Annotated in this window: 23 protein-coding genes; 1 reads left to right on the top strand and 22 read right to left on the bottom strand. The window is 60.8% G+C overall.

The annotated features are described in order from the left end of the window. Positions 1–22: 22 nt before the first annotated feature. The 15 genes from QAZ22_RS14350 to QAZ22_RS14280 form a co-directional block, all read right to left on the bottom strand. The gene (locus tag QAZ22_RS14350) at positions 23–637 is read right to left on the bottom strand and encodes an AAA family ATPase (RefSeq protein ID WP_278207416.1); all 615 of its coding nucleotides are present in this window, start codon (positions 635–637) and stop codon (positions 23–25) included. Beyond that, positions 634–1,143: a 3'-5' exonuclease gene (locus tag QAZ22_RS14345; RefSeq protein WP_278207415.1), complete on the bottom strand. Its 510-nt coding sequence runs from the start codon at positions 1,141–1,143 to the stop codon at positions 634–636. Before QAZ22_RS14345 ends, QAZ22_RS14350 begins: the two co-directional genes overlap by 4 nt. 71 nt (positions 1,144–1,214) lie before the next feature. Next, on the bottom strand, positions 1,215–2,348 hold the full coding sequence (locus QAZ22_RS14340) for a radical SAM protein (RefSeq protein ID WP_278207414.1): 1,134 nt from the start codon (positions 2,346–2,348) through the stop codon (positions 1,215–1,217). A gap of 123 nt (positions 2,349–2,471) precedes the next feature. Beyond that, complete coding sequence (locus QAZ22_RS14335; protein ID WP_278207413.1) at positions 2,472–3,164, bottom strand: SMC-Scp complex subunit ScpB; 693 nt, start codon at positions 3,162–3,164, stop codon at positions 2,472–2,474. Between the two features lie 2 nt (positions 3,165–3,166). Beyond that, positions 3,167–4,123, bottom strand: a complete 957-nt coding sequence (locus tag QAZ22_RS14330) for a DUF1403 family protein (RefSeq protein WP_278207412.1) — start codon at positions 4,121–4,123, stop codon at positions 3,167–3,169. Between the two features lie 211 nt (positions 4,124–4,334). Beyond that, entirely contained in the window at positions 4,335–6,305 is a 1,971-nt protein-coding gene (gene rlxS, locus QAZ22_RS14325) for a relaxase/mobilization nuclease RlxS (RefSeq protein ID WP_278233626.1), read from the bottom strand. A 189-nt stretch (positions 6,306–6,494) separates the two neighbouring features. After that, positions 6,495–7,181 (bottom strand): lytic transglycosylase domain-containing protein, encoded by a 687-nt coding sequence (locus QAZ22_RS14320; RefSeq protein WP_278207410.1) that lies wholly within the window; start codon positions 7,179–7,181, stop codon positions 6,495–6,497. After that, positions 7,169–7,717 (bottom strand): S26 family signal peptidase, encoded by a 549-nt coding sequence (locus tag QAZ22_RS14315; protein WP_278207409.1) that lies wholly within the window; start codon positions 7,715–7,717, stop codon positions 7,169–7,171. The genes QAZ22_RS14320 and QAZ22_RS14315 overlap by 13 nt, the downstream gene beginning before the upstream one ends. Next, complete coding sequence (locus tag QAZ22_RS14310; RefSeq protein ID WP_278207408.1) at positions 7,714–7,953, bottom strand: helix-turn-helix domain-containing protein; 240 nt, start codon at positions 7,951–7,953, stop codon at positions 7,714–7,716. The genes QAZ22_RS14315 and QAZ22_RS14310 overlap by 4 nt, the downstream gene beginning before the upstream one ends. 171 nt (positions 7,954–8,124) lie before the next feature. Further along, entirely contained in the window at positions 8,125–8,448 is a 324-nt protein-coding gene (locus QAZ22_RS14305) for a DUF736 domain-containing protein (RefSeq protein WP_278207407.1), read from the bottom strand. Between the two features lie 536 nt (positions 8,449–8,984). Continuing rightward, a complete protein-coding gene (locus tag QAZ22_RS14300) occupies positions 8,985–10,715 on the bottom strand; it encodes a ParB/RepB/Spo0J family partition protein (RefSeq protein WP_278207406.1) in 1,731 nt (576 codons plus the stop codon). A 92-nt stretch (positions 10,716–10,807) separates the two neighbouring features. Continuing rightward, the gene (locus QAZ22_RS14295) at positions 10,808–11,215 is read right to left on the bottom strand and encodes a DUF2958 domain-containing protein (protein ID WP_278207405.1); all 408 of its coding nucleotides are present in this window, start codon (positions 11,213–11,215) and stop codon (positions 10,808–10,810) included. Positions 11,216–11,229: 14 nt separating this feature from the next. Further along, the gene (locus tag QAZ22_RS14290) at positions 11,230–11,433 is read right to left on the bottom strand and encodes a hypothetical protein (RefSeq protein ID WP_278207403.1); all 204 of its coding nucleotides are present in this window, start codon (positions 11,431–11,433) and stop codon (positions 11,230–11,232) included. Then, positions 11,430–12,392 (bottom strand): zincin-like metallopeptidase domain-containing protein, encoded by a 963-nt coding sequence (locus QAZ22_RS14285; protein WP_278207845.1) that lies wholly within the window; start codon positions 12,390–12,392, stop codon positions 11,430–11,432. Before QAZ22_RS14285 ends, QAZ22_RS14290 begins: the two co-directional genes overlap by 4 nt. A 413-nt stretch (positions 12,393–12,805) precedes the next feature. Further along, on the bottom strand, positions 12,806–13,015 hold the full coding sequence (locus tag QAZ22_RS14280; protein ID WP_278207402.1) for a helix-turn-helix transcriptional regulator: 210 nt from the start codon (positions 13,013–13,015) through the stop codon (positions 12,806–12,808). Between the two features lie 125 nt (positions 13,016–13,140). On the opposite strand from QAZ22_RS14280, the gene QAZ22_RS14275 reads away from it, so the two are divergent. Continuing rightward, positions 13,141–13,392 carry a DUF2285 domain-containing protein gene (locus tag QAZ22_RS14275; RefSeq protein WP_278207401.1) on the top strand — a complete coding sequence of 84 codons (252 nt, stop codon included), beginning with the start codon at positions 13,141–13,143 and terminating at the stop codon, positions 13,390–13,392. 16 nt (positions 13,393–13,408) lie between these two features. Here the strand turns inward: QAZ22_RS14275 and QAZ22_RS14270 are convergent, their stop codons facing one another. The 7 genes from QAZ22_RS14270 to QAZ22_RS14240 all read right to left on the bottom strand — a co-directional run bounded on the left by QAZ22_RS14270 (position 13,409) and on the right by QAZ22_RS14240 (position 19,767). Next, positions 13,409–13,744 (bottom strand): DUF2285 domain-containing protein, encoded by a 336-nt coding sequence (locus QAZ22_RS14270; protein WP_278207844.1) that lies wholly within the window; start codon positions 13,742–13,744, stop codon positions 13,409–13,411. Between the two features lie 511 nt (positions 13,745–14,255). Continuing rightward, complete coding sequence (locus tag QAZ22_RS14265; protein WP_278207400.1) at positions 14,256–14,882, bottom strand: acyl-homoserine-lactone synthase; 627 nt, start codon at positions 14,880–14,882, stop codon at positions 14,256–14,258. A gap of 94 nt (positions 14,883–14,976) precedes the next feature. Then, a complete protein-coding gene (locus QAZ22_RS14260) occupies positions 14,977–15,705 on the bottom strand; it encodes a LuxR family transcriptional regulator (RefSeq protein ID WP_278207399.1) in 729 nt (242 codons plus the stop codon). Between the two features lie 298 nt (positions 15,706–16,003). Further along, complete coding sequence (locus QAZ22_RS14255) at positions 16,004–16,936, bottom strand: PfkB family carbohydrate kinase (protein ID WP_278207398.1); 933 nt, start codon at positions 16,934–16,936, stop codon at positions 16,004–16,006. Positions 16,937–17,008: 72 nt separating this feature from the next. Further along, positions 17,009–17,992, bottom strand: a complete 984-nt coding sequence (locus QAZ22_RS14250) for an SIS domain-containing protein (RefSeq protein WP_278207396.1) — start codon at positions 17,990–17,992, stop codon at positions 17,009–17,011. Between the two features lie 60 nt (positions 17,993–18,052). After that, positions 18,053–18,871, bottom strand: a complete 819-nt coding sequence (locus QAZ22_RS14245) for an ABC transporter permease (protein WP_278207394.1) — start codon at positions 18,869–18,871, stop codon at positions 18,053–18,055. After that, complete coding sequence (locus tag QAZ22_RS14240) at positions 18,868–19,767, bottom strand: ABC transporter permease (protein WP_278207393.1); 900 nt, start codon at positions 19,765–19,767, stop codon at positions 18,868–18,870. Before QAZ22_RS14240 ends, QAZ22_RS14245 begins: the two co-directional genes overlap by 4 nt.

The following is a 19,767-nucleotide window of genomic DNA, read 5'->3' as shown; positions in this document are numbered from 1 at the left end:
GGATGTGGCGGCGTTGGTGCTGTCACTCTGTGCAGCAATGGCAGGAGATCTGTGCCTGCGGGAGACTTTTGATGATCATGCCGTAAACAGTCTCCAGGAGCTCATCTGCATTTCCAGAGGTGAGACGAAGTGGCTGCAACCCAAATCTATCGGCGATCGCTGCGATGTGCTCGCCAGCCGCAATACGAAATGCTTGATTTTCATCTCGACCCTCGCCAAGGGGAATGCTTGGATCGAGTTCCGTAAGGAGAATGATGTCGTAGTCGCCAGCGTGAGCGGCGGCGATGGTCTGCAGCTCTTCGACTCGCCGAGGAGGAAGCGATCGGCCGGAAATCTGCAACGCAGCTTGAAGATAGCCCAGAGCGTCGAAGACCGGCCTGTCGATCAAGATAACATCTTCATTCAGAGAGGCTTCAGCTTCCAGCCTCATACCCTCTGCCATGATCCAGAGTGTACTTTCGAACGTGTGTTGGGTCAGAATCGGAAAGCCCCGGGCGCGGGCGCGCGCTGCAAGATCTTCGATTTGTCCGGTCTTGTACCCACCATCAGACAACCGAGACCTAAGCCTCTCCAGGAAAGTGGACTTTCCGGTCGAGTGTGTTCCTGCTACCCCGATTTTCACGACGGTTCGTGTCATAAGAAGCTGCTCTGTCGGCTAAAGAGGACATCGGCGTCGCGAAGGCAATCCTCGCGCGCGCTTTGCTCCAGTGGCATCAATAGGTCAGCAAAGATCAGCGCGGTAAGCATCGCATCAAAGAGGGCGGAATGATGCTTGCGGTTCGTTCGCCGGGCGGCCTCATCGATAAGCCCGAAGAATGAACCGAGCTTTTCCAAGCCATAGGAATCTAGGCCCGGTTTCAAGGACCGAGCCAGCTTGAGCGTATCTATCGCGGCGACCGGTTTCCACTCCGGAATCTCGCGCTGGATGGTCTCCAACTCGACACGGACATTGTGACCTATGATCCTCCCATTTTGAGTCCAAGTCAGAATTTCATCGGCTATGTCTGCAATCTCCGGCGCATCGGCGATGTCATCATCTGTAAGCCCATGGATCCTGGTCACCGCTGGTTGGATGGGCTGCGAAGGCTTCACCAGCCAATGGAATTGCTTTCCGGTCGGCACCAGCGCTGAGAGCTCTATCATGGCCAATTCCACGATCTCCGGGGGGGAGGCGCCGTTGCCTTCGACATCTATGACCCAATATCGGTCCGAACTCATTCCCAACCGACCTCCGCTCTGCCGTGACGATATGGTCGATGAGGTTGGGCGCGATCGTGCACTTGGTAGTTCAACGCGTGTTGGATGAAGTAGCGCTGATACTCGGTGCTGCCGCTCACCTCTACGGCCCGGTCCGTCACTAGAGCGTTGTCGGTTGGTAGGTTGACCATTTCCGCCAGTTTCCGCACCTCATCAATATCTGGGCGGCGATGCGCCTTGCCGCAGAGTGCTCGTTGGTCGTTGGGACAGATATCGCAGATCTCGCTTATCCCGAAATGACCGTTGTAATCCGCCGTTCCGTGGGCATATGCAACGCCACACGAGGTCTTGCGAAATATCGGGACACCTTCAAACGCGCGAAGCACGCGCCGCTCGACCGAGCTGGGAAGGATTTTGCGCCGAGCAACTTCCTGGTAAAGGTCAGGGATTCCGGCAGCCCGGAAATGTTCCCGGATTTCCTCCCTGAAAAACAAACCGGTAAAAACGGTCGCATCGGCATACTGCGCGAGTGCGCGCGCGTGCTGCAGATGGGCAAACGTATCGTTCAATCCCGCTATCAACGGCCGCCAATACAGCACGATTTTCGTTCGGCTGGCCGCGCTCCGCAAGACCTCAAGCGATCGTTCCGCGATGCGTGACGAGACGGGTTCGATCCTGTCGTTGTCGATCCCCGACCACGTCACCAGGATCGTCAGCTTGACATTCCTTAGCGTCTCCAGCCAAGCCACGTCCGAGGCATCGATTTCCCATCTGGTGATCACGAGCACCGGGTTTGAAAGACCACGATCATCGATCTGCTTCAAAGTGGCAAAGAGATGATCTTTGACACCGGGGAGAAATGGGTCTGTCGCCCGGTTGAATATCTGCAGAGGTGTTCGATGCGGCACGAACGCCCAATGACCGACCAGTTGCTCAACCGCCACCTCATCGTCCACGATCAGGTGAGGGCGTTTCATCTCGTAGTTTGCGAAGATGTGCCTGACGCAGTAGCCGCAATCCAAAGGACAGCCTACAATGTGATTAAGGCTCAGCCCGGATTTGCGGTAATCGATAATCTCTCGGAGTGCCGGGGGGAGATTACTGGGCGCAGAGCGCACTCTCTTTTGTCGAAGCCTTTCAAAAGCAATCACTCGAAGCACTCCCCTTTCCCGCTTCAGTACCGCCCGATACTGATCGTTTTGCAATAGGTGTTCTGTCCGCGATGAAAGATGGCGCCGATGGCTGTCATGCGCATCTGTTATCGGCGCTAACCGTCAGAAAAAAATATCGCTCTTATCCGACTGTGCTCCTATGAACCCCAGAGAGGTGTCTCCTGCCAGGAGCTTCTCCTTCGACAGCAGGCCCGCGTCCTCGAGCGCCTCAAAATCCGGCAACTGGCGCAGCGTGTCGAGCCCGAACTGCGACAGGAAGGTTTTGGTTGTCACATAGGTATAGGGCGCGCCGGGCTGCGGGCTGCGCGGCCCCGAGGCGATGAGGTCCTGGCCGCGCAGCACGCCGATCAGGTCGCGCGACACCTCCTTGCCGAAGAAGGAAGACAGCTCGCCACGCGTAATCGGCTGGAAATAGGCAATGCACATCAGCACGAGCGCCTCCGACTGCGTCAGCTCTTTTGTACCCTGCCCCGCCGGGGTGCCGAAGGCGGCGTGGATGGCGTCGCCAAAGAGTTTCTTGGTCCGGTGCTGCCAGCCGCCGGCGACGGAAACCAACTCGTAGGGGCGGCCGGCGAGCTCGGCGCGGATGTCGTCGATGACCAGGTCGAGATTGCAGTTTTTTCCCACCACCCGCGCCAGCACCTCGCGCGGCACAGGCTCGCTGGCGGCAAAGATCACCGCTTCCACGCGGCCCATCCATTCGCGCCAGCGCAGTTCCGGCGGCAGATGTTCCAGCTCGGTGTCCAGCAACGCCGGCTGATCGTCTATCTTGCGGCGGACGGAGGCTTGGCTCATCGCTACAGCCCAAACAGCCGGAAGGTCGGACGGCCGGAGAGCTCGCGCACGGCCTCGAGGTGCTGGAGGCGCTCGAACAGCCGCCGCGCCGCAAAGCGCGACAGGTTCTTTGTCACAAGCGATCCGGCCACGGCATCTTCATTCAGGAGCAAAACGATCACGTCGCCGGCGCCCTTGGCGCGCAGTTTTGGCGCCACCGCCAGCAGTTTTTCAGCGCGGCGCGACAACTCGGCCGCCAACCGACAAGCCTCGGCCGCTCCCTGAACCAGCGCGACGCAGACCGCGCGCTCAAAACCCTTTTGCCCGGGTCGGATGCGCGTGCCGCCGCCGGCCTCGGCGCGGAAGACCGGGCCAAAAGCCCGCGCTATCAACAGCGGCAACGGCCGCGGCCAGCGCAAGTCCCGCGCCAGCACCAGGTCGGCGAGCCACCAGGCAAACAGCTCGGCATCGGGCCGCATGGCGACGACGTGAGTGGCGATCGCCGCCGCCGCGAACGGCGCCGGGCGTTGGGAGCCCGCCAGTTGCTCGATCTGCGCGCAGAGGTCGGTGAGAGCCTCATTGTCCCAGGCGAGCCCGAGCATCTCGGCCACTTTTGCCAGCCGATCGGCGCTGACCGCCGGCGGCTGCAGCACCAACTGGCGCCAGGCGCCAAAAATGGTGCCGGCCGGACCCGGATCGGCGCCGGCCGGGCAAAGCTGCCAGGCATCGCGCAGCGCGGCTTCATCCTCGGCGCGGCCGGCGAGCCGCATCGAGGCGGCGGCACAGTTGAGCGCCAGCCGCTGGCGCCAGGCGCCGGCCCAAGCAGGTTGCGCGCGGGCAAGCGTGTCCAGCGAAGCCAGTGCGGCTCCCGCCTGGAAGGCGGCGGCCGCGTCACTGGGCGCGTCCCGGCCTAGCGCCCAGGCCGGAACGGTGGGCGGCGTGAGGACGGACGTAGCGATCGCTGGATCGAGGCGAATCATGCTTTCCAGGGTAAAGCGGCGGTGCGCTTTATGCCATCAATTTCGGCCAAAAACGCACAGCTTGTCGGCAAGACAAAACGAATGATAATGTTGCCTTATCAGTCGCTTAAGCCTTCATTACTTCCATCCCCATTAAATTGGCCGGCTAATCATTAAACTCTCGACGGAGCACCCTGCAGGCACATTTGGACGAAGATTCCGTGCAGCCATATCACGAAACACTCGGCCCGCTCCTCTGCCGGCCGATGGTCCATGAAATCCCCTCCCGCCCCATGATGCCAGAGACGTCTTTGCCAATTTGACGGTCGAGCACCGGCCGCCATGGCACGAGGGTGAACTCGCGCGATTTCTCGATGACGGCAAATTTGCCGCTGGCAAGTTCGATCGATTGGCGCAGCGTGCCTTCTACCCGAACTCCAAGCTTCGCTTCGGAATACAACAGTCCAAATTCGTCCGACAGTTGACCGGCAACGCGGTTCAGCTCGCGCTGACGCAGGACCGCCAGCATGTTGGCGCGACAGACGATCCGGTCCTGCTCCTCGTGCGCTAGCCCTTGCGCGATCAACCACTGGCGCCGACGGGCTTGTGCCTCCCGTACCTCGCGTCCGAAGCCAGAATTGCGCAAGGGCTCCGCTTTGTCGGAAACCAGCTCACTGTCGAGCCAGGTGGCACCGTCGAAGCCGACCTGCCGTTCCAATGGTAATGAAGAAAGCTTGTCGACCATAACAGGCTCGGCCCTTGCCCGCTGGCGCTCGTAGTCCGCAACGCATTTCAGATAGTCCGGCGCGATGATCCAAGTGCCATCCGGCTTTCGCTCCAGGCCACCGGTGGCACGGCGGATCGCCTCAAGCCGACGGACGTGGGTCTCGGCAAAGCGTTCGGTGGCTGATGGATCGTGCCTGAGATGGATATCGCTGTTGTAGCGGCCGCCGTTCACCGCCGCGACGTCGACGATCGTGCGATCGACCTGTCTGGGCTCAGTATTCCGAGGTGTGACCCGGACGATGCAGCCGTCAGGGGTCGGTTCGTTGGCATCGCCTTTGCCGATGTCGATATAGTGGCTTTTACCGTCCAGGCTGTCGACGATGAGGTAATGCCGGTCGTTGATCTCGTCACTCAGTCCGCGCGCGACAACGCGCCCGACAATAGGCTGGGTCTCTTGTCCCGGCCGATCATGGACAACATAGTCTGCGGCACTGCGAGCAGGCCCCCGGCCAGTCAGTTCACGATGCATGGTCTTGATGATGTCGCCACGCTCGCCCAACCGGCGCAGTGTTGCTTCGAGCTCATCGTCCAGGCGCCAGCGGCCCGCGTTGATTTCCGCCGCAAGACCCATCCGCTCGAGCTTACGCAGGCGTCCCTGCTGCAACGTCTGGCGAAATGCATCCCGCCCATCCGGCGCAACAAGTCCGTCGTGATCTCGATTGCGTAGCAGCTGGCGGTCGATGCTGGTGAAGCGTTCCTGCTCCATTTCCTGGCGCAGGCGCTGCTCTATTTCGCGATCCGTGCGCGGACCAAGGTCGAGGCTCACCAGCTCGGCCGCCCGCTCTCGCAGACCAGAGGAGATGTACTCGCGCGCGATCACCAGATTCTCGTCACGATCATCCTTGCCACGGACGATGATGTGGGTGTGCGGATGACCTGTGTTGAAATGGTCCACGGCAACCCAGTCGAGCTTCGTGCCGAGGTCCTCTTCCATCTGCGCCATAAGGCGCCGGGTCAGTAGCTTGAGGTCGTCATACCCAATGCCGTCTTCGGCAGCGACGATGAAACGGAACTGATGCCGGTCGCCGTCGGCATGATCGAGGAAGGCTCTGCCATCGACCCGATCTTTGTCAGCACCATAGAGTTGGCCAGACTCGCCATCGCGGGTGACGCCGTCGCGCTGGAGGTAGCGCAGGTGTGCGCGCGCTCCGTCCGAACCCTTGCCGGCCAGTTTGACGACCCGTGCCTTGACGACGACACGTCGCAGCCGAAAGGCGGCGTAGCGATCGCGTGATTTGAGCAGCGCCGCAGCAGCGCCACCACGCCCTGCCCGGCTTCCTGTGAAGCGGCCGCCACGACGGGGTTTGCCGCCGGCTCGGTTGATCGCCGCCCGGACCTGGCCGGCGAAGCGCTTTCCTGCCTTCGAGCCCTGCGAGCCGATTTTGCCAAGCTTCGGCCTGAATTCATCATTCTTCACGTGAAGCTTCCCGGAAATCTGGCGCCAGATCAAAGGGTTGCCGTCATCAGCCTCCAAGGCACGTGAACAGCCTCCGGCAAAAACGATGTGCAGACAAAGACTTGACCGCCTCCGGGAGGCGGTCCCTTTATCTTGCCTTCCGCGAACCTCCCCCCACCCGCCTCCAACCAAATTCGCCACACTCGGACCTCACCTGCCGTCCGGCCGTTCCGATCCAGCTCGATCTGATCCGAGCGGCACCAGAATTTGCCCGTTCGGATTGCCCGCGCGAACGCCGTCGCGCAGGAAGAAGAGTGACCGCCCGGAGGACGCTTTGGGCGCCTTTGCGGGTGGAGATTTGCTCTTGAACACGTTGATATCCGCAGCCGAAACGCCGGCCGCATTGAGCTTTCTGAGATAATCGACCGTCTCGGACGGCAGCGGTCGTCCGCGCTGCAAATGGTCGTCGTAGCGCTCCGGTCCGGCGTTGTAGGCAGCGAACAAACCAGGGAATCCGAACCGGTCATACATGGCGCGCAGGTAAGCGGTTCCAGCCAGAATGTTGTCGAGCGGATCATACGGGTCGGCGCCGAGACCGTGTTCGATCCGCATCTCGTTATATGTTTTGGGCATCACCTGCATGAGGCCCATGGCGCCGGCGCGCGAGGTGAGTGGACGACCGTGGAGCATGGTCCTGCCGCCGCTCTCGGCATCGATGACAGCGTATATCCAGACCTGCGGGACACGGAAACGTTGGCTTGCTTCAGTAACGAACTGCTGCCACTTTCCAAGCTGCGGACCTAGGGAGATGGCGACCGGCTCAGCGTCGGTCGAGGCGGAACAGGCGCATGGCGCGACAGCGATCATGCCAAGCATGAGGAGGGTCACTCGGTCCATAGCGGCACGAGCCTCCCGATGATGTTTTGGATCGGAACTGGCCCGAAATACCTGCTGTCAAAGGAGCGAGGAGCGTCGCCGTTCAGCAGGAAAACCTCGTCGCCTGCCAGCAAACGGCAGCCCCTCCACCAAGGCAGCGGACGGTTTTGGGTATCGGTTGCGAGCCGCCGCGCGGCGATCTCGCCGCCAATGATGATCGCTTCGTTGAAAGCGCAGACATGCTCGCGCGGTAGTGCTGCGACGCGCTTGACCAGCGGCACATTGCGAGGCAGATAGCCGCGCTCAGCAGCAACATCGGCAATGAATTCCGGTGCGCGTGCGAGGACGAGATCGCCACGCGATGGCGCTCCAGTGACGACGCGGTAGAGGCCGATCGGCGCACTCGCCGAGGCGTTCCAGACGAGCCAAGGCGCCGGTCTGGCGAAGGCCGTGATGCCAATCAGGCTGAGGCCGATCGCAGCAACGGCGATCACCTTGCGTGCCCGAATTCGACGCAGAGCACTGCCGGCCAGATGTATGGACGGGCGCCGGCTCATGAGCGGCCTCCATCATCGGTATCGATCTCGTTCTGGCGGCCTTTCGACCACTCATTGAGCTCGTCTATGTGGTAGCGGACGAAGCGGCCGTGCTTGCGGAACTTTGGGCCGTAGCCCTTGATCCGCATCTTCTCCAATGTCCGTTGTGAAAGGCCGATATAGAAGGCAGCCTGCGCCGTGTTGAGGAACGGACTGCCCTTCTTGGCGCGGGCAGCGCGTTCGTTTTCGTCGTCCATGATGATCCTCGTTTCGCCGATGGAAGGCCGTGCCAAGGATCAGCGAGCGAGAGCGCTTGCGGGACGGGCGAAGAGTCGGTCGGGAGTTTTCGCCGCCCCTTTGGGGCGGGGATGGAGAGCTTTGGAAGTGCCCCCGCGCCGGTGGCGGCGCGGGGGCTTTCTCAGTGCCGGTCAGTCGGCCGGGTTCCAGATGATGGCATAGGTGTCATCATCGTCCTGGCCGGCGGCGCGGCCGAGATTGGCGTAGAGTTTTCGCGGTCCGAACTCGGGGGCGGCGATCGACAGGCTCACATAATCCTTGCCGGAAGCCTCGCCGGTCCGGACCCAGCCGGCGCCGACTTCGACGCCTTGGGTCAGCACCCGGAAGTCGGGATGGCTGTCGGCGCCCTTGGCCTGGTTGGGCACGATGTCGATGTCAGCACGAACGCTGAGCGTCTTGAGCTGGCCCTTGTAGCTGCCGTTCTCCTGCTTGGTGACATATCCGATCGCGGTCATTTGAAAGTCTCCTTTTTGCTGTCGCCGGGGACCATTCCCCTGCGATGGCGGACCGTGATGGGCGCGTCCGACCCGCCCGAACCCGAAGGGCCGAAGCGACAGCGGAGGACCCGAGCGGGGAGCTTTTTTGAAGCGAAGCGGCGCGAGGAGCCGCCGCAGGCGGCGGGGAAAGAAGTTGCTGGCGAGGGTTTCGGGCGGGCCGGATCCGCCCATAGGTCGACAAGCCAGCCGCAGGGGAATGGTCCTGGCAACAAGCAACGAAGATGGACTGGAGACGCGGTCACGGAGCCAGACAAAGGCCAAGCTACTGTTGAGACCACCGGCACTCCGGTGCCGTGCCAACGCAATCCTGCCCACGCAGCCAGCGCCGATCCAGACCAGCGGCCAAGGTTTCGCCCCAAGATCAAAGGATGGTGCGCCGGGTGAGAACTGGAGCGGCCCGGCGACACCGAAGGCACTTGCCGCGCGCTCGATACAGCCCGGCATGCGGACGAGCGGCGACGTCCGCAACGTCGCCACCCGCCTTACGGAAATGATCATTCAGACACGAACAGCGACTGGACCTTGGACCACTGATCGGCGGTGCGGAAGCCGCCGCGATCCGTGTAGGATTCGACCGGGAATTTCATCCAGCGCGGCAGCCAGAATTCGACTTTCTGCCTGCCGTTCTCGCCGGCAAGAAAATCGCGAATGATCTTCTTTTGCGTCTTCACCTTCTCCGAAGCATTGCCTTCGGCGACGTGTGTGCCGCCGACATCGGCGAGCATTTGATTGGCGACCTCCTTGTCTCGCAACAGCTCGAAGAAGGCGTTGTCCGGCTGGCAATGGTCGCGCATATCGACGTCAAGATGGTTGCCGAGCGCCTCGATGATGGCGCTGCCGACGGCGAGCGTTTCGGCCATCACGAGGGTCAGGACGCTGAAGACATCCTCGTCCGAAAGAACCAGCAGACGCGCGAAGACACTGGCGAGCGCGAAGTCGTCGCCATTGCCGCCGGCGACGGGACCTTCCTCGTCGATCGTACCGAGCAGTGCCAGAACCTCGCGCCGTTTTTCAGCGAAAGCGGCTTCGGCCTTGCAGCTGGCGATGCTTGCGGCCACCGACTCGTTTGCGGCGCGCTGCGGCTCAGGACGCACCTGCCAAAGGCTCGAACCAGTAATGGTATGAGCCACCATCAGGCGCAGGGCGATGCTCGGATGGTCAAGCAAGGCTGTCCGCACGGCTGCGTGGCGATGCAGATCGACATAGTTCTGCATCGGTCCGCTGAGCTCGGACCGTGAGGGTTTCGCCGGTGTCTCTGCTTCCTCGCCTGCCTCGCCGTTGGAACGAGCGCGGCGCGCCTCTTTGCGCGACAGGTAGCCTTCGTGAGCCTCGACCTCGCCGCGCTGCGAGACGGTGATGACGACCTTGCCGCCCTTCTTCTTCGGCGTCTTCTCGTAGTCCCACGAATGGAAGTACTGGCCGGGTTCCAGCACCACCACCTCGGACCATCCGGCTTCGATATAGGCATCACGCTTGGCGGCAATTGCCTCGTTCTGCTTCTGCCAGAAGAGGTCCGCGTCGGCGAAATAACTTTCCTCGCCGAACAGGTCGGACACGATCAAGCCGGGAAAATCCTCGATGGCGAAGAGCGCGACTTTGGTGGAGATCGATTGGCCGCCGAACAGCCATTGCTTCAATTGCCAGCCGCGCGGCGCATGTTGCTCGGGATCGGCGTAGAGCGCCAGCCAGTCCCTCTGCTGCGCTTTGGAGGCCATCGTGAGATGGCGCACCGTCTCGGTATCGATCTCCTCGCGCCGATAGGCCTCGCGAATTTTGGGCAACAGATCACCAAGCGCCAGGATGCGTTTCACCTGATGCTCGGTGAGCCCGAAGGTGACGGCAATATCGGCGACGCCGCGCCCCTCCTTGATGAGCCGTGTGAAGGTTTCCCATTGCGAAACCTCGTCGGGATCGTCCCGCGCGGTATTCTCGATCAGCGAGGCCTCCAGCGCATCGGCGTCGTCACCATCCTCCATGATGGCGCATGGCAGCGGGTCGACCTCGCCGCGTTCGTCGGCGACGGTTCTGGCCGCGAAATAGCGCCGCCGTCCGGCGACGATTTCGAAGCTGTCCGGCGATCCGTTCGGCCGCACCAGCAGCGGCACCAGCACGCCGCGTGCCCGCACCGACGGCAGGATGTCGGAGATATCGGGCGCGCGTTTGGAATGCCGCATGTTGGCCGCCGAGATACTCAAATGGTCGATAGAAACGTGGGCAAGCTGCATGGTTCTGTCTCCTTGTTTGCACTGGTTGAAATTGCCCTTTCCCGCGAGGCCAAAGGCCGAGCGGCGGGCGGGTTTTGCGCCTATCGGCGCGGTCATTCCGTCCTGTCGGGCGGAAACTCGGGCATTGGGATTTCGAGGGATGCGGCAGCCTGCCGCAAAAGCCGCTCGGTCTCGGTAATGTGGCCGGATAGCCGAGCGGCTTCGGCATAAACGGACAGCGGAAAACGCGCTTCGAAATCAACGTCGCGTTCGATGCCAAGCCCAAGCGGCCCTTTTACAGCCTCAAGTTCCGCAAGGCTGACGCTGCCGAGTTCCGGGAACCCGAAACCGAGATCGCAAAGTCCGAACAGCGTGTCGCCGTCTGCGTCGAGTTCGGTCAGAAGCCAGGTCGCGGCACCTGCCGGATTGAACAGTTTCATGACGGGGACGTGGTCGGTTTCCGTATCGGTCGCGCCGTTGGCGAGCAGCCGCGCGCGCAGGTCTTCGGTGATCAGGATCATGGCAACACTCCTTGTCAGAAGAGGTCGAGTTGATTGCGCCGGGCCTCATCGAAGAGGCCGATATCAAGCGGCTTCTGTGCCGTGCGCGGGCGCATCGGCGCGTCTATCAACAGCGCCAGCCGGTCACGCGCGGTGATTGGGCGGACGCCGGGAACGAGCGTCTGCTCGCCTTCCGGCGTCGGCTCGCTCTGCAGCGGAACGGGATCGCGCGCGGTCATGCCGCCATCCCTTCTTGCGCGCCGCTTCTCTCGTCAGCCTGAAAGGCGAGCAGGAAATCAGCGGCTTTGGAGGCAAGGCTGGCGGCGCGGAAAATGGCGCGATTATCCTCCCGCAGCACGGTCAGCCATGAGCCGATATAATCGGCGTGGCGCACGGTCGGCTCGATGCCGAGGCTCGAACAGGTGAAGGCGGCCGTGAGCTCGGCGACCAGTTCTTCGCGCGCATAGGCCTTGGAGCCGAATGAACCGGACAAATCACGCGCGAGCCGGGTCGGATGACCCGTCCAATGGCCTAATTCATGCAGAGCGGTGCGATAGTAGTTGACCGGTTCGAAAAAGGCCGGCTGCGGCGGCAGTTGCACGAAATCGCCGGCAGGCAAGTAGAATGCGCGGTCACCGCCGATGCGAATATCAGCGCCGCTCGCGCGCATAAGCGCTTCGGCCTTCGGGACGATCTCGCGCTCGGGCAGCGGTTCGGCATTGCTGTAAAGGTGCTCCGGCAGGCTATCGCATTGCGCAACGTTGAACACGGTGAAGCGCTTGAGGAAGGGTACCGCGTGCGGCTCGGTGTCCTCGGCCTTGGCGCGTTCCTTTTCATTCTTTGGGATGAAGCGATCGGCGTGAACGATGGTCGTGCCGTGCTCGCCTTTGCGGACATTGCCGCCGAGCGAAAGCGCCTGCCGGAAGGTCAGCCAGTTCTGGCCCGGGTATGAGCGCTCGATGACCGCACCCCACAGGATCAGGATGTTGATGCCAGAATAGCTGCGCCCTGTGGCGGCATTCTTCGGCAGACCAAGCGCCGCCTTCGCCCTCCCCCATGGCTTGACCCAAGGCACCGAACCCCGCTCGAGATCGGCGATAATGCGGTCGGTGATTTCGGAATAGAGGGTGCGCTTAAGCGGCTCGCCCTGTTTTGCGCCGACCTCACCACGGGCTCCACGTTTGCCAGTCTTGCGCATGATCTGATCTCCGCTCGCAACTCTCGCTGCGCCCTTCCCCGGAAGCGGGGTGGGCGGCGAAAACGACCGGAAAGGCCCGCCGTCAGAGGCGGCCGGCATCCGCAGGACCGGAACGAAGTGGAGGACCCGGAGCGAAGCGCAGGGTTGCGGGCCGTCGCGGCGGGCCTAGAAGGGAGAGCCGCCCACACCGCGCCGCCGGAAAGGCCAACCCAAAAAGACTGCGCCGCCCGAAGGGCCGGCGACCGTCACAGCCCGCAAGGGCTGCATGCGCCAAGGGGCGAAGCCGTATGGCCGAGACCGCCTGAGCCTGTCGAAGGAAAGCGGGCTCGGTTCACGAGCAACCGGTGCGCGCCATCAGCGCGCAGGCGCCCTCATTCGAGAGATGCGAACGGACAAGCCAGTTGAGCCGCTTACTACAACTGCTTGATTAGATCACAAGGATCAACGTTGAGGGCTTTTGCAAGTCGTCCCAAAACTGTCACGCTTGCCGCGACCCGACCACGCTCGATTGACCCGACATAGCGCATGCTCAGGTCTGCGCGTGCCGCCAATTCTTCCTGCGTCAGGCCCTGATCATGGCGCACACGACGCATGTTGACCGCCATGACCTCCTTGAGATCCATGGCCAGATACCGACCAGAACGGGAACTATCGTTCTAGGAATGATCGTTCCTATTCGCTATGATGAGCCGGTCAGAGGACGTCATTCTGGATCGCAAGCCACCCGAAGGCTGAACTAACAGACAAGATGAAAACGGAAATCCAAAGCGAAGTGCCCTGGTCGGATCACCTGACCGCCTACGACAGCAGACACTTCTCCATCTATCTCAGTCTCATCGACGCGTGCGCCGACAATGCCAGCGAAGAAGAGATGGCGCTGACCATATTGGGCATCGATCCCAAGCGGGAGCCGGTTCGAGCCCGCAAAGCGGTTCGAAGTCATCTTGAGCGCACGCGCTGGCTGATAGAGAGCGGGTATAAGGAATTGTTCCCCAGCTGACCGGCCGAAGGCGAGCTTACAGCAGAAACCGCCTGTATCCACCGTTCATGAGCACGCGCCCGCGTTTGACCGCACGACGCACCATGTCACGGAGATGGTCGCCGGGATCGGCCCAATCCTGCTCGACGCGAGCCTTCCCGAACAGGGCGAGGCCGATCTCGCGATGCGAGGCGCCGGCAATCGAGCCGTCGAGCGCGCGCAGAACCCATCGCAATCGGGCACACCGGGGCTCGGCCGGGAACAATCTCGGTGGAAGTCGTCCGGTCGATCGGAGGGCATTCAAGCACGCAAGACTATCCAGACGTTGCTTCGTCTCCGCGGATGGCCAGAGGACGTTGGCCGTCAAGCGCACGGGCTCGATGAGATTCGCGCCGGAAACTGCCAGTTGCAGGTTCCGGACACCGTCGGTGAACAGGACGTCCTGATGCCCATCTTCCGCATGAAGGACGGACACCCGGCAGGATAGGGTCGAGACATCGAATATGTCCGTCTTGGGTGATCGCGGCGCCCGCTTGGCAGCAACGTCAAGAACATGCGGACATAGCCGCGGACGCCAGAAGACGTCCGCGCTACTTTCGATCGAGCTTGCAAAAAATCAGCCCCCAGGACGAAAGATCGAATGCTCCAGGCGGCATCCGAAATATGGTACCAGTCAGCGTTTTTGATGAATCAATCCATCGCAAGGCCGCGGCTATCTCAGCTCGGAAAATCCGATTGCGCCTCAAAAACTCCCAGGCCCAGCCGCGGCTGGTGAGCGACGCGGAATAGTGATAGGCATTCTCGTCCTGCCAATCCGGCCAGGCTAGACCAGAACTCGAATCGCTCATCATACGTTCCCAAACGGGGTGGAATGAGCCTTCCGATCAGCCGTTCTTCATGACCGGCGCCCACAGCGCGGGGCCCTTGATCCCGCCATTGCCGCGAATGACCTCCAGGATGTCGGTAGAGACTTCGAGAAAGCCCGCGACCGCGCGCGTGTCGCCGATCGTCTGCGGATCGGACAACCGCTCGAGCGGCCAGCCGGCACGGCGCAGGATCCGCTCGATGCGCAAATCCGTCACGGTGACAATAGTGTGCAGGTTGCGGGACAGGCCGAACTCGATCATGCCGGCGAACAGTTCGTAAGTGCCGAGCGCAATGCCAGCCTCCTTAGGCGCGGAGGGCGGAACGTCGAGCGCGAAGCGACTGCTCTCCCAGATCCCGGGGCTTGCCGGCGCCTGGCGGCCGCCAAGAAGAATGGAGAAGCTGTCGCGCAACATTGTCGGGCCGGTGGTGGGCAACAGGCGGACACAGCCCTCGATGCGTTCAGTCGGTCCCCTGAGCAGCAGATAGTGGGGGCCCAGGGCGTCGAACGAGTCGACTTCATAACCGCCGTTGACCGGCACGTCCCATTTGAGGCGATCCCTGAAGACGCGATGTCGCAAGCGGTGCATCTCCTCGAGCTCGTGGCTGAATTCAGCGTAACGATCCGGCGTGATCAACTGCATCATGGCGGCCTTCTCCTTCGCGACAAATATCGGTCGTGATTGGAGGCGAAGGTCCTTGTCGCCACAACCTGTGCATGTATACAGCGTGGTGGGGTGGTCAGGTCAGATCTGTCGATCTCGATAATGCGAAGCGGATGGCTGCCTGGGTTTTGGTTCGCACGCCAAGCTTCTTCTTGGCATTGTCCAGATGAAAGGCGGCAGTGCGCTGGCTAATTCCCAGAATGCGGCCGATGTCCCAATCCGATTTGCCGCGAGCAGCCCATTGCAAGCACTGAGTTTCCCGACGGGACAAAGCGACGCCATCCACCATTGGCTCCGACGTCAGCCTGCGACGTGCCTGGATGTGAAAGAAGACGGCCACCAATTGCAGCGCGCTCTCGTAGCGCTCAATCATGCGAAAGAAAAGCGGCCGCCGTTCATCTGAGACGAAAGTTAGCGCGGCAAACATCCCCCGACGGTCATGGATCGGAATTGTAAAGCCACAGCGGATGCCGAATTGGGTCGCCTCATCCATCAACTGCCGCTGTGGGGTCGACAAGTCTAGATCGCCTCCGTCCGCATCCCAGCGGAATGCATCCGGGCCTAGCCGGGCCTGCTGGACTACCGGGTCCACATGTTCGTAGCGGCTATTAAGATAGTGAGATGTCCATGGTTGAGGATAGGTGGAGATCAGATCGGTCCCCCGACGCGAACCGAGCGATGGCAGGAGATAAGCGAATGAGGGCAGATCAAGCGAGGACGCAGTCTCGGCCAAGGCATCGCGTAGATCAGCCGCATTGGTGCTTTCGGACAGGTGCTCGACAAATCTATGAAAGACGTCGTGCATACGCAGTCCGCATCTCAGAGTCTGGAGAGCCTACGATCGGGCGATATCGACGGCACCCTTATCGCGGCGCCGATTGATGAAATATGGGCGATACCAGGCCCTAGGACATCCGCTTGAGGCACTATCATAGCTCCCATTCGTTGCTAGCTGCCGATTAGCGGGGGCCTGTGCAACTCGCCGGCCTCAACCTCATGCTGAGCAACGGACCGTCATCGGCTACGTAATGCTTCGAGCAAGAATGGCCGGGTCTACGGGGCCGGATTCCTAACGCTAGAAGCACCCTGCTCGCATCCCGCCGCTAACTAGTGGGATGTGGATAGCCGAAGGCTCCTGACCACTCGCAAGCTGCCGCTGCAGATGTCGCGCCATGTAAAAGCGATGCTTCACTTGAGGCCCCCTGGAGCATAGCGGCAAGGAAGCCTCCGATGAACGCATCTCCAGCTCCCATCGTGTCGACCACTTTGGCTTGCACGATTCCCTGACGTAAAGTCGACCGACCATCGCTAAAGACGGCGCCGCGTTCGCCTTGGGTAACGCACACTGTCTGCGCGCCGAGCAGATGTGCCTCCCGGATGAACGCCTCTGTCTCGGCGTCATTCATGTCCGAACCCGAAAAGAATGCGATCGTCGCGAGCGGACATATCGCGGCGAAGTAGTCCCTATCGCGACCAGTTGAAAAATCGAACGAAAGGCCATGAGCAATCGCGCGGATGCGAGGGAGTTCCGGCTCGAGATAACTGAAGCACGAAGAATGCACGTGCCCCAGCCGAGAGATGAGGTCGAGATCATCGTCGTCCATGCGCAGCATCACCCTCTTGCGCACACCTCCCTTATTGGAGCCAACGAAGACACGATCACCGTCGACCAGAGTTACTTTCGCCTTGCCCGTCTCGCCTTTCACGACGCGCAGTTGGCTATCTGAGAGTCCCTCGGCCAGGATGCTGGCCCGCACATGGGCGCCCTCCTGATCACAGCCCAAAATGCCGATATAGGCGCTATTGGCCACCCCGAACCGGTGAGCGAGGATGGCAACGTTCAAGGCGTTGCCGCCGGGGTAGTAGACGCCTTGATCGAGATAATGGTCAACGACGTTATCACCGACCCCGACGAGCCCACGTTCGAATTGCGAGGCGGAAGACATGATGCAGAACCTTCGAATCTTGTGGATCTGGGCGTTCGACCGTAGGTGGCAGAAGCGATTTGCACGCTTCAGCCATCCTTTCGTCATCATCTAGCCGACCAGCGAGCCTGGGCGTTGAGGTGGTCGCACGCAGGCAGGCTGGGTACCTAAAAAGCCTGGAAGTCAGTATTCCATCTTCCACATGTAGCGGCGGACGGTCAGCGGATGACCTTTGGCCTCGGACAGCTTGTCGGCGTAGGCACGCAAGACAGGCGAGAAGACCAACGGCGCGAGATACTCGGATACGCTTTCGGGCAATGAGGTCACGCCGAAATCATTCGCGTCCACCACCGTCACGCGCTTACTGTATTTCTGCGCGAAGGCGAGCGCGCGCTCGTCCATCGCGCGGGATGGTCCCAAACCCATGAGTTGGATGAACGGCACGTCAAAGTCAGTGATCTCGAACGGGCCGTGGAAATATTCGCCGGCATGTATTGCCGCCGAGTGAACCCACTGCATTTCCTGCAGAAGGCAAATGGCGAATGAGTAGGCCTGTCCGAAGTTCGCTCCCGACGCCATCGTATAGATAATCGCTTCGCGTTTATGCGTCTCCGCGAATTCAGCGGCCTTGCCACCGTGGTCAGCGACGAGGTTCTCCGCGAGAGCGGGGAACGCCGCCAAGCCCTTCTCGAAATCATCGGCCCTTGGGTTGCCTTCTCGGATTTTGAGAATGCCGAAGGTCAGCCTCTGCAACACCGCTGCCGAATGAATGGGCGACATGGTCAGGGGTGCATGGACGTAGGAGACTATATATTCGGACTCCTGGTCGAGCGGGCTACCAAGATCATGTGTCAATGAGATGGTCAGAGCACCCGCGGCGCGGGCGATTTTGACCGCCTCCACGGTTTCCGGGGTCGTGCCCGAATGGGAACAGGCGATGACGATGGAATTTTTGCCCAGGCGTTTCGGCGCCCGCGCCTTGAACTCGGCCGCATTGAGCGCGTTGCCGATGATCGCCTTTGCTTCGCGCTCCACGATGTATTGGTTTGGAAGCATGTGCGCGTACGAGCCCCCACAGGCGACAAAGAAGATGTCGGTGACATTTTCGCGACCAGCCACGGCGTTCAACGCATTTTTGATTTGAGCGTCAGTTTGTTCGGTAATCATCGTGAGTCCTTCGATGTTTTGACTGGTTTGACTTGTCGCATCGATCTCGTGTGATCGACGCTATTTCGGTGAGCGAGGTTTGGTGAGTTGGCCGATGACGATTAGCAGGATCGAAATGGCGATCAGGCAGGTGCAGATCGCAGCGATCGTTGGGTCGAGCTCGTCCCTAAGTGAATTGAACATCTTGCGGTTTAGGGTCGAGCCGGGTCCAGTAGATATAAACATCGCCACAACGACTTCATCGAACGATGCGAAGAACGAAAACAGCATCGCCGAAATCACGGAAAACCTGATCTGCGGCAGGGTGACGGTAAAGAAAGCGTACAGACGAGAAGCACCGAGGCTGCGCGCAGCGTGCTCCTGATTGATGTCGTACGAAGCCAGACCCGCCGTAACGACGATCATTACGAACGGCAGCGCCATTGCCGTGTGCATGAGGGTCAGGCCGAGCGTTGTATTCACGAGACCCAACCTGGCGAACACGAATAGCGATCCTATCGCCAGCAGGATCACGGGAATTGCCATTGGGAGAGCAAATAGACCCCAGATCGCCGCTCTGAAGCGCGGTTTACCGACCCAGATTCCGTAAGCCCCCGCAGTACCTATTGCGGTCGCGGAAAGCATGCTGAGTATGGCGACGCTAACCGAGACCCATGTCGCCTGCATCCACTGTCGCGACGTGAAGTAGTTCACGTACCAGGTGAGAGAAATGTCCTTAGGCGGGAATTGAAGGAACTTCGACCCCGAAAAGGACATCGGAATGACGATCAACGTTGGCGCGACGAGAAATACTAGCGTCAGAATTGTAAGGGCGTACAACCAAAGCCGCTGCAAATGTGTGACCTGGGTTAGAGACGCCGGTTGCAGCAGCCACTTCATCGGAACATCCCCTTGCCTGCCTTACGACCGACGAAGCCAGCCACGAGGATCAGAAAGACAGTGATAAGCAGAAGGACAATTCCAAGCGCGCTAGCGGCGCCCCAGTTTGAGTAGGCCCGGACATTGGCTTCGATACGCATCGCAGCCATGATCACGCGGCCGCCACCCAGAACTGCCGGAGTAACATAGAACCCAAGGCAGAGGACGAAGACGATCAAGAGCCCCGAAAGGAATCCAGGCAGTGACAATGGGAAAAAGACGTCCCTGAAAGCTCGAGAAGGCTTGGCACCGAGATTGGACGCGGCAGCCATAAGGTTGGGGTCAATCGCCTTCATCGACGCGAAGAGTGGCAGCACGAGAAAAGGCAGCATCACTTGCACCATTCCAACGAGCGCGCCGGTCATGTTGTGGCTGAGCGGCAAGGGCTGCGAGATCAAATCAAGCCCCGTGAGTCCTTTATTTATCAGGCCGTTGTCTTGGAGGAGCACCAACCAGGCGTAGGTGCGTACGAGTACCGGCGTCCAAAACGGTAGCAGGACGCACAGCAGGGCCAGGTTCTGCGAGCGCTCGGGCAACTGCGAGAGTGCATACGTCAGTGGATAGCCGATGATCGCAACCAGCAAGGTGGTAAACAAGGATACCTTGAAGGTCAGTTCGAAGACCTGTCCATAGACCGGGCTCGTCCACAGCCTTGTGTAGTTCTCCACACTGAAGGAACCGCTCTCCCCGATGAAAGATTCATACAGCATTACGCAAAGCGGCAGCAGAATAACGGATGCGACAAGCAGGATGCCCGGCAGAGTGAGCGACAGAAGGATCCGGCGCTCCCGTCCCTCTGCACTGCGTAGGACTTCGACGTTGAAGTCGGTGGTCGCGGTTGAAGCAGCGGTCGTCAT

It is taken from the genome of Mesorhizobium sp. WSM4906 (assembly GCF_029674625.1).
Lineage (GTDB): Bacteria > Pseudomonadota > Alphaproteobacteria > Rhizobiales > Rhizobiaceae > Mesorhizobium.
The sequence above is the reverse complement of the archived record's forward strand: the minus strand, read 5'-3'. Positions and strand labels throughout refer to the sequence as shown.

Bases quoted from the DNA above. Each gene is read 5' to 3' on its own strand.
- QAZ22_RS14350 (WP_278207416.1), bottom strand. From the start codon at position 637: ATGACACGAACCGTCGTGAAAATCGGGGTAGCAGGAACACACTCGACC.
- QAZ22_RS14345 (WP_278207415.1), bottom strand. From the start codon at position 1,143: ATGATAGAGCTCTCAGCGCTGGTGCCGACCGGAAAGCAATTCCATTGG.
- QAZ22_RS14335 (WP_278207413.1), bottom strand. From the start codon at position 3,164: ATGAGCCAAGCCTCCGTCCGCCGCAAGATAGACGATCAGCCGGCGTTG.
- QAZ22_RS14330 (WP_278207412.1), bottom strand. From the start codon at position 4,123: ATGATTCGCCTCGATCCAGCGATCGCTACGTCCGTCCTCACGCCGCCC.
- QAZ22_RS14320 (WP_278207410.1), bottom strand. From the start codon at position 7,181: ATGGACCGAGTGACCCTCCTCATGCTTGGCATGATCGCTGTCGCGCCA.
- QAZ22_RS14315 (WP_278207409.1), bottom strand. From the start codon at position 7,717: ATGAGCCGGCGCCCGTCCATACATCTGGCCGGCAGTGCTCTGCGTCGA.
- QAZ22_RS14310 (WP_278207408.1), bottom strand. From the start codon at position 7,953: ATGGACGACGAAAACGAACGCGCTGCCCGCGCCAAGAAGGGCAGTCCG.
- QAZ22_RS14305 (WP_278207407.1), bottom strand. From the start codon at position 8,448: ATGACCGCGATCGGATATGTCACCAAGCAGGAGAACGGCAGCTACAAG.
- QAZ22_RS14300 (WP_278207406.1), bottom strand. From the start codon at position 10,715: ATGCAGCTTGCCCACGTTTCTATCGACCATTTGAGTATCTCGGCGGCC.
- QAZ22_RS14295 (WP_278207405.1), bottom strand. From the start codon at position 11,215: ATGATCCTGATCACCGAAGACCTGCGCGCGCGGCTGCTCGCCAACGGC.
- QAZ22_RS14290 (WP_278207403.1), bottom strand. From the start codon at position 11,433: ATGACCGCGCGCGATCCCGTTCCGCTGCAGAGCGAGCCGACGCCGGAA.
- QAZ22_RS14285 (WP_278207845.1), bottom strand. From the start codon at position 12,392: ATGCGCAAGACTGGCAAACGTGGAGCCCGTGGTGAGGTCGGCGCAAAA.
- QAZ22_RS14280 (WP_278207402.1), bottom strand. From the start codon at position 13,015: ATGGATCTCAAGGAGGTCATGGCGGTCAACATGCGTCGTGTGCGCCAT.
- QAZ22_RS14275 (WP_278207401.1), top strand. From the start codon at position 13,141: ATGAAAACGGAAATCCAAAGCGAAGTGCCCTGGTCGGATCACCTGACC.
- QAZ22_RS14265 (WP_278207400.1), bottom strand. From the start codon at position 14,882: ATGATGCAGTTGATCACGCCGGATCGTTACGCTGAATTCAGCCACGAG.
- QAZ22_RS14260 (WP_278207399.1), bottom strand. From the start codon at position 15,705: ATGCACGACGTCTTTCATAGATTTGTCGAGCACCTGTCCGAAAGCACC.
- QAZ22_RS14255 (WP_278207398.1), bottom strand. From the start codon at position 16,936: ATGATGACGAAAGGATGGCTGAAGCGTGCAAATCGCTTCTGCCACCTA.
- QAZ22_RS14250 (WP_278207396.1), bottom strand. From the start codon at position 17,992: ATGATTACCGAACAAACTGACGCTCAAATCAAAAATGCGTTGAACGCC.
- QAZ22_RS14245 (WP_278207394.1), bottom strand. From the start codon at position 18,871: ATGAAGTGGCTGCTGCAACCGGCGTCTCTAACCCAGGTCACACATTTG.
- QAZ22_RS14240 (WP_278207393.1), bottom strand. From the start codon at position 19,767: ATGACGACCGCTGCTTCAACCGCGACCACCGACTTCAACGTCGAAGTC.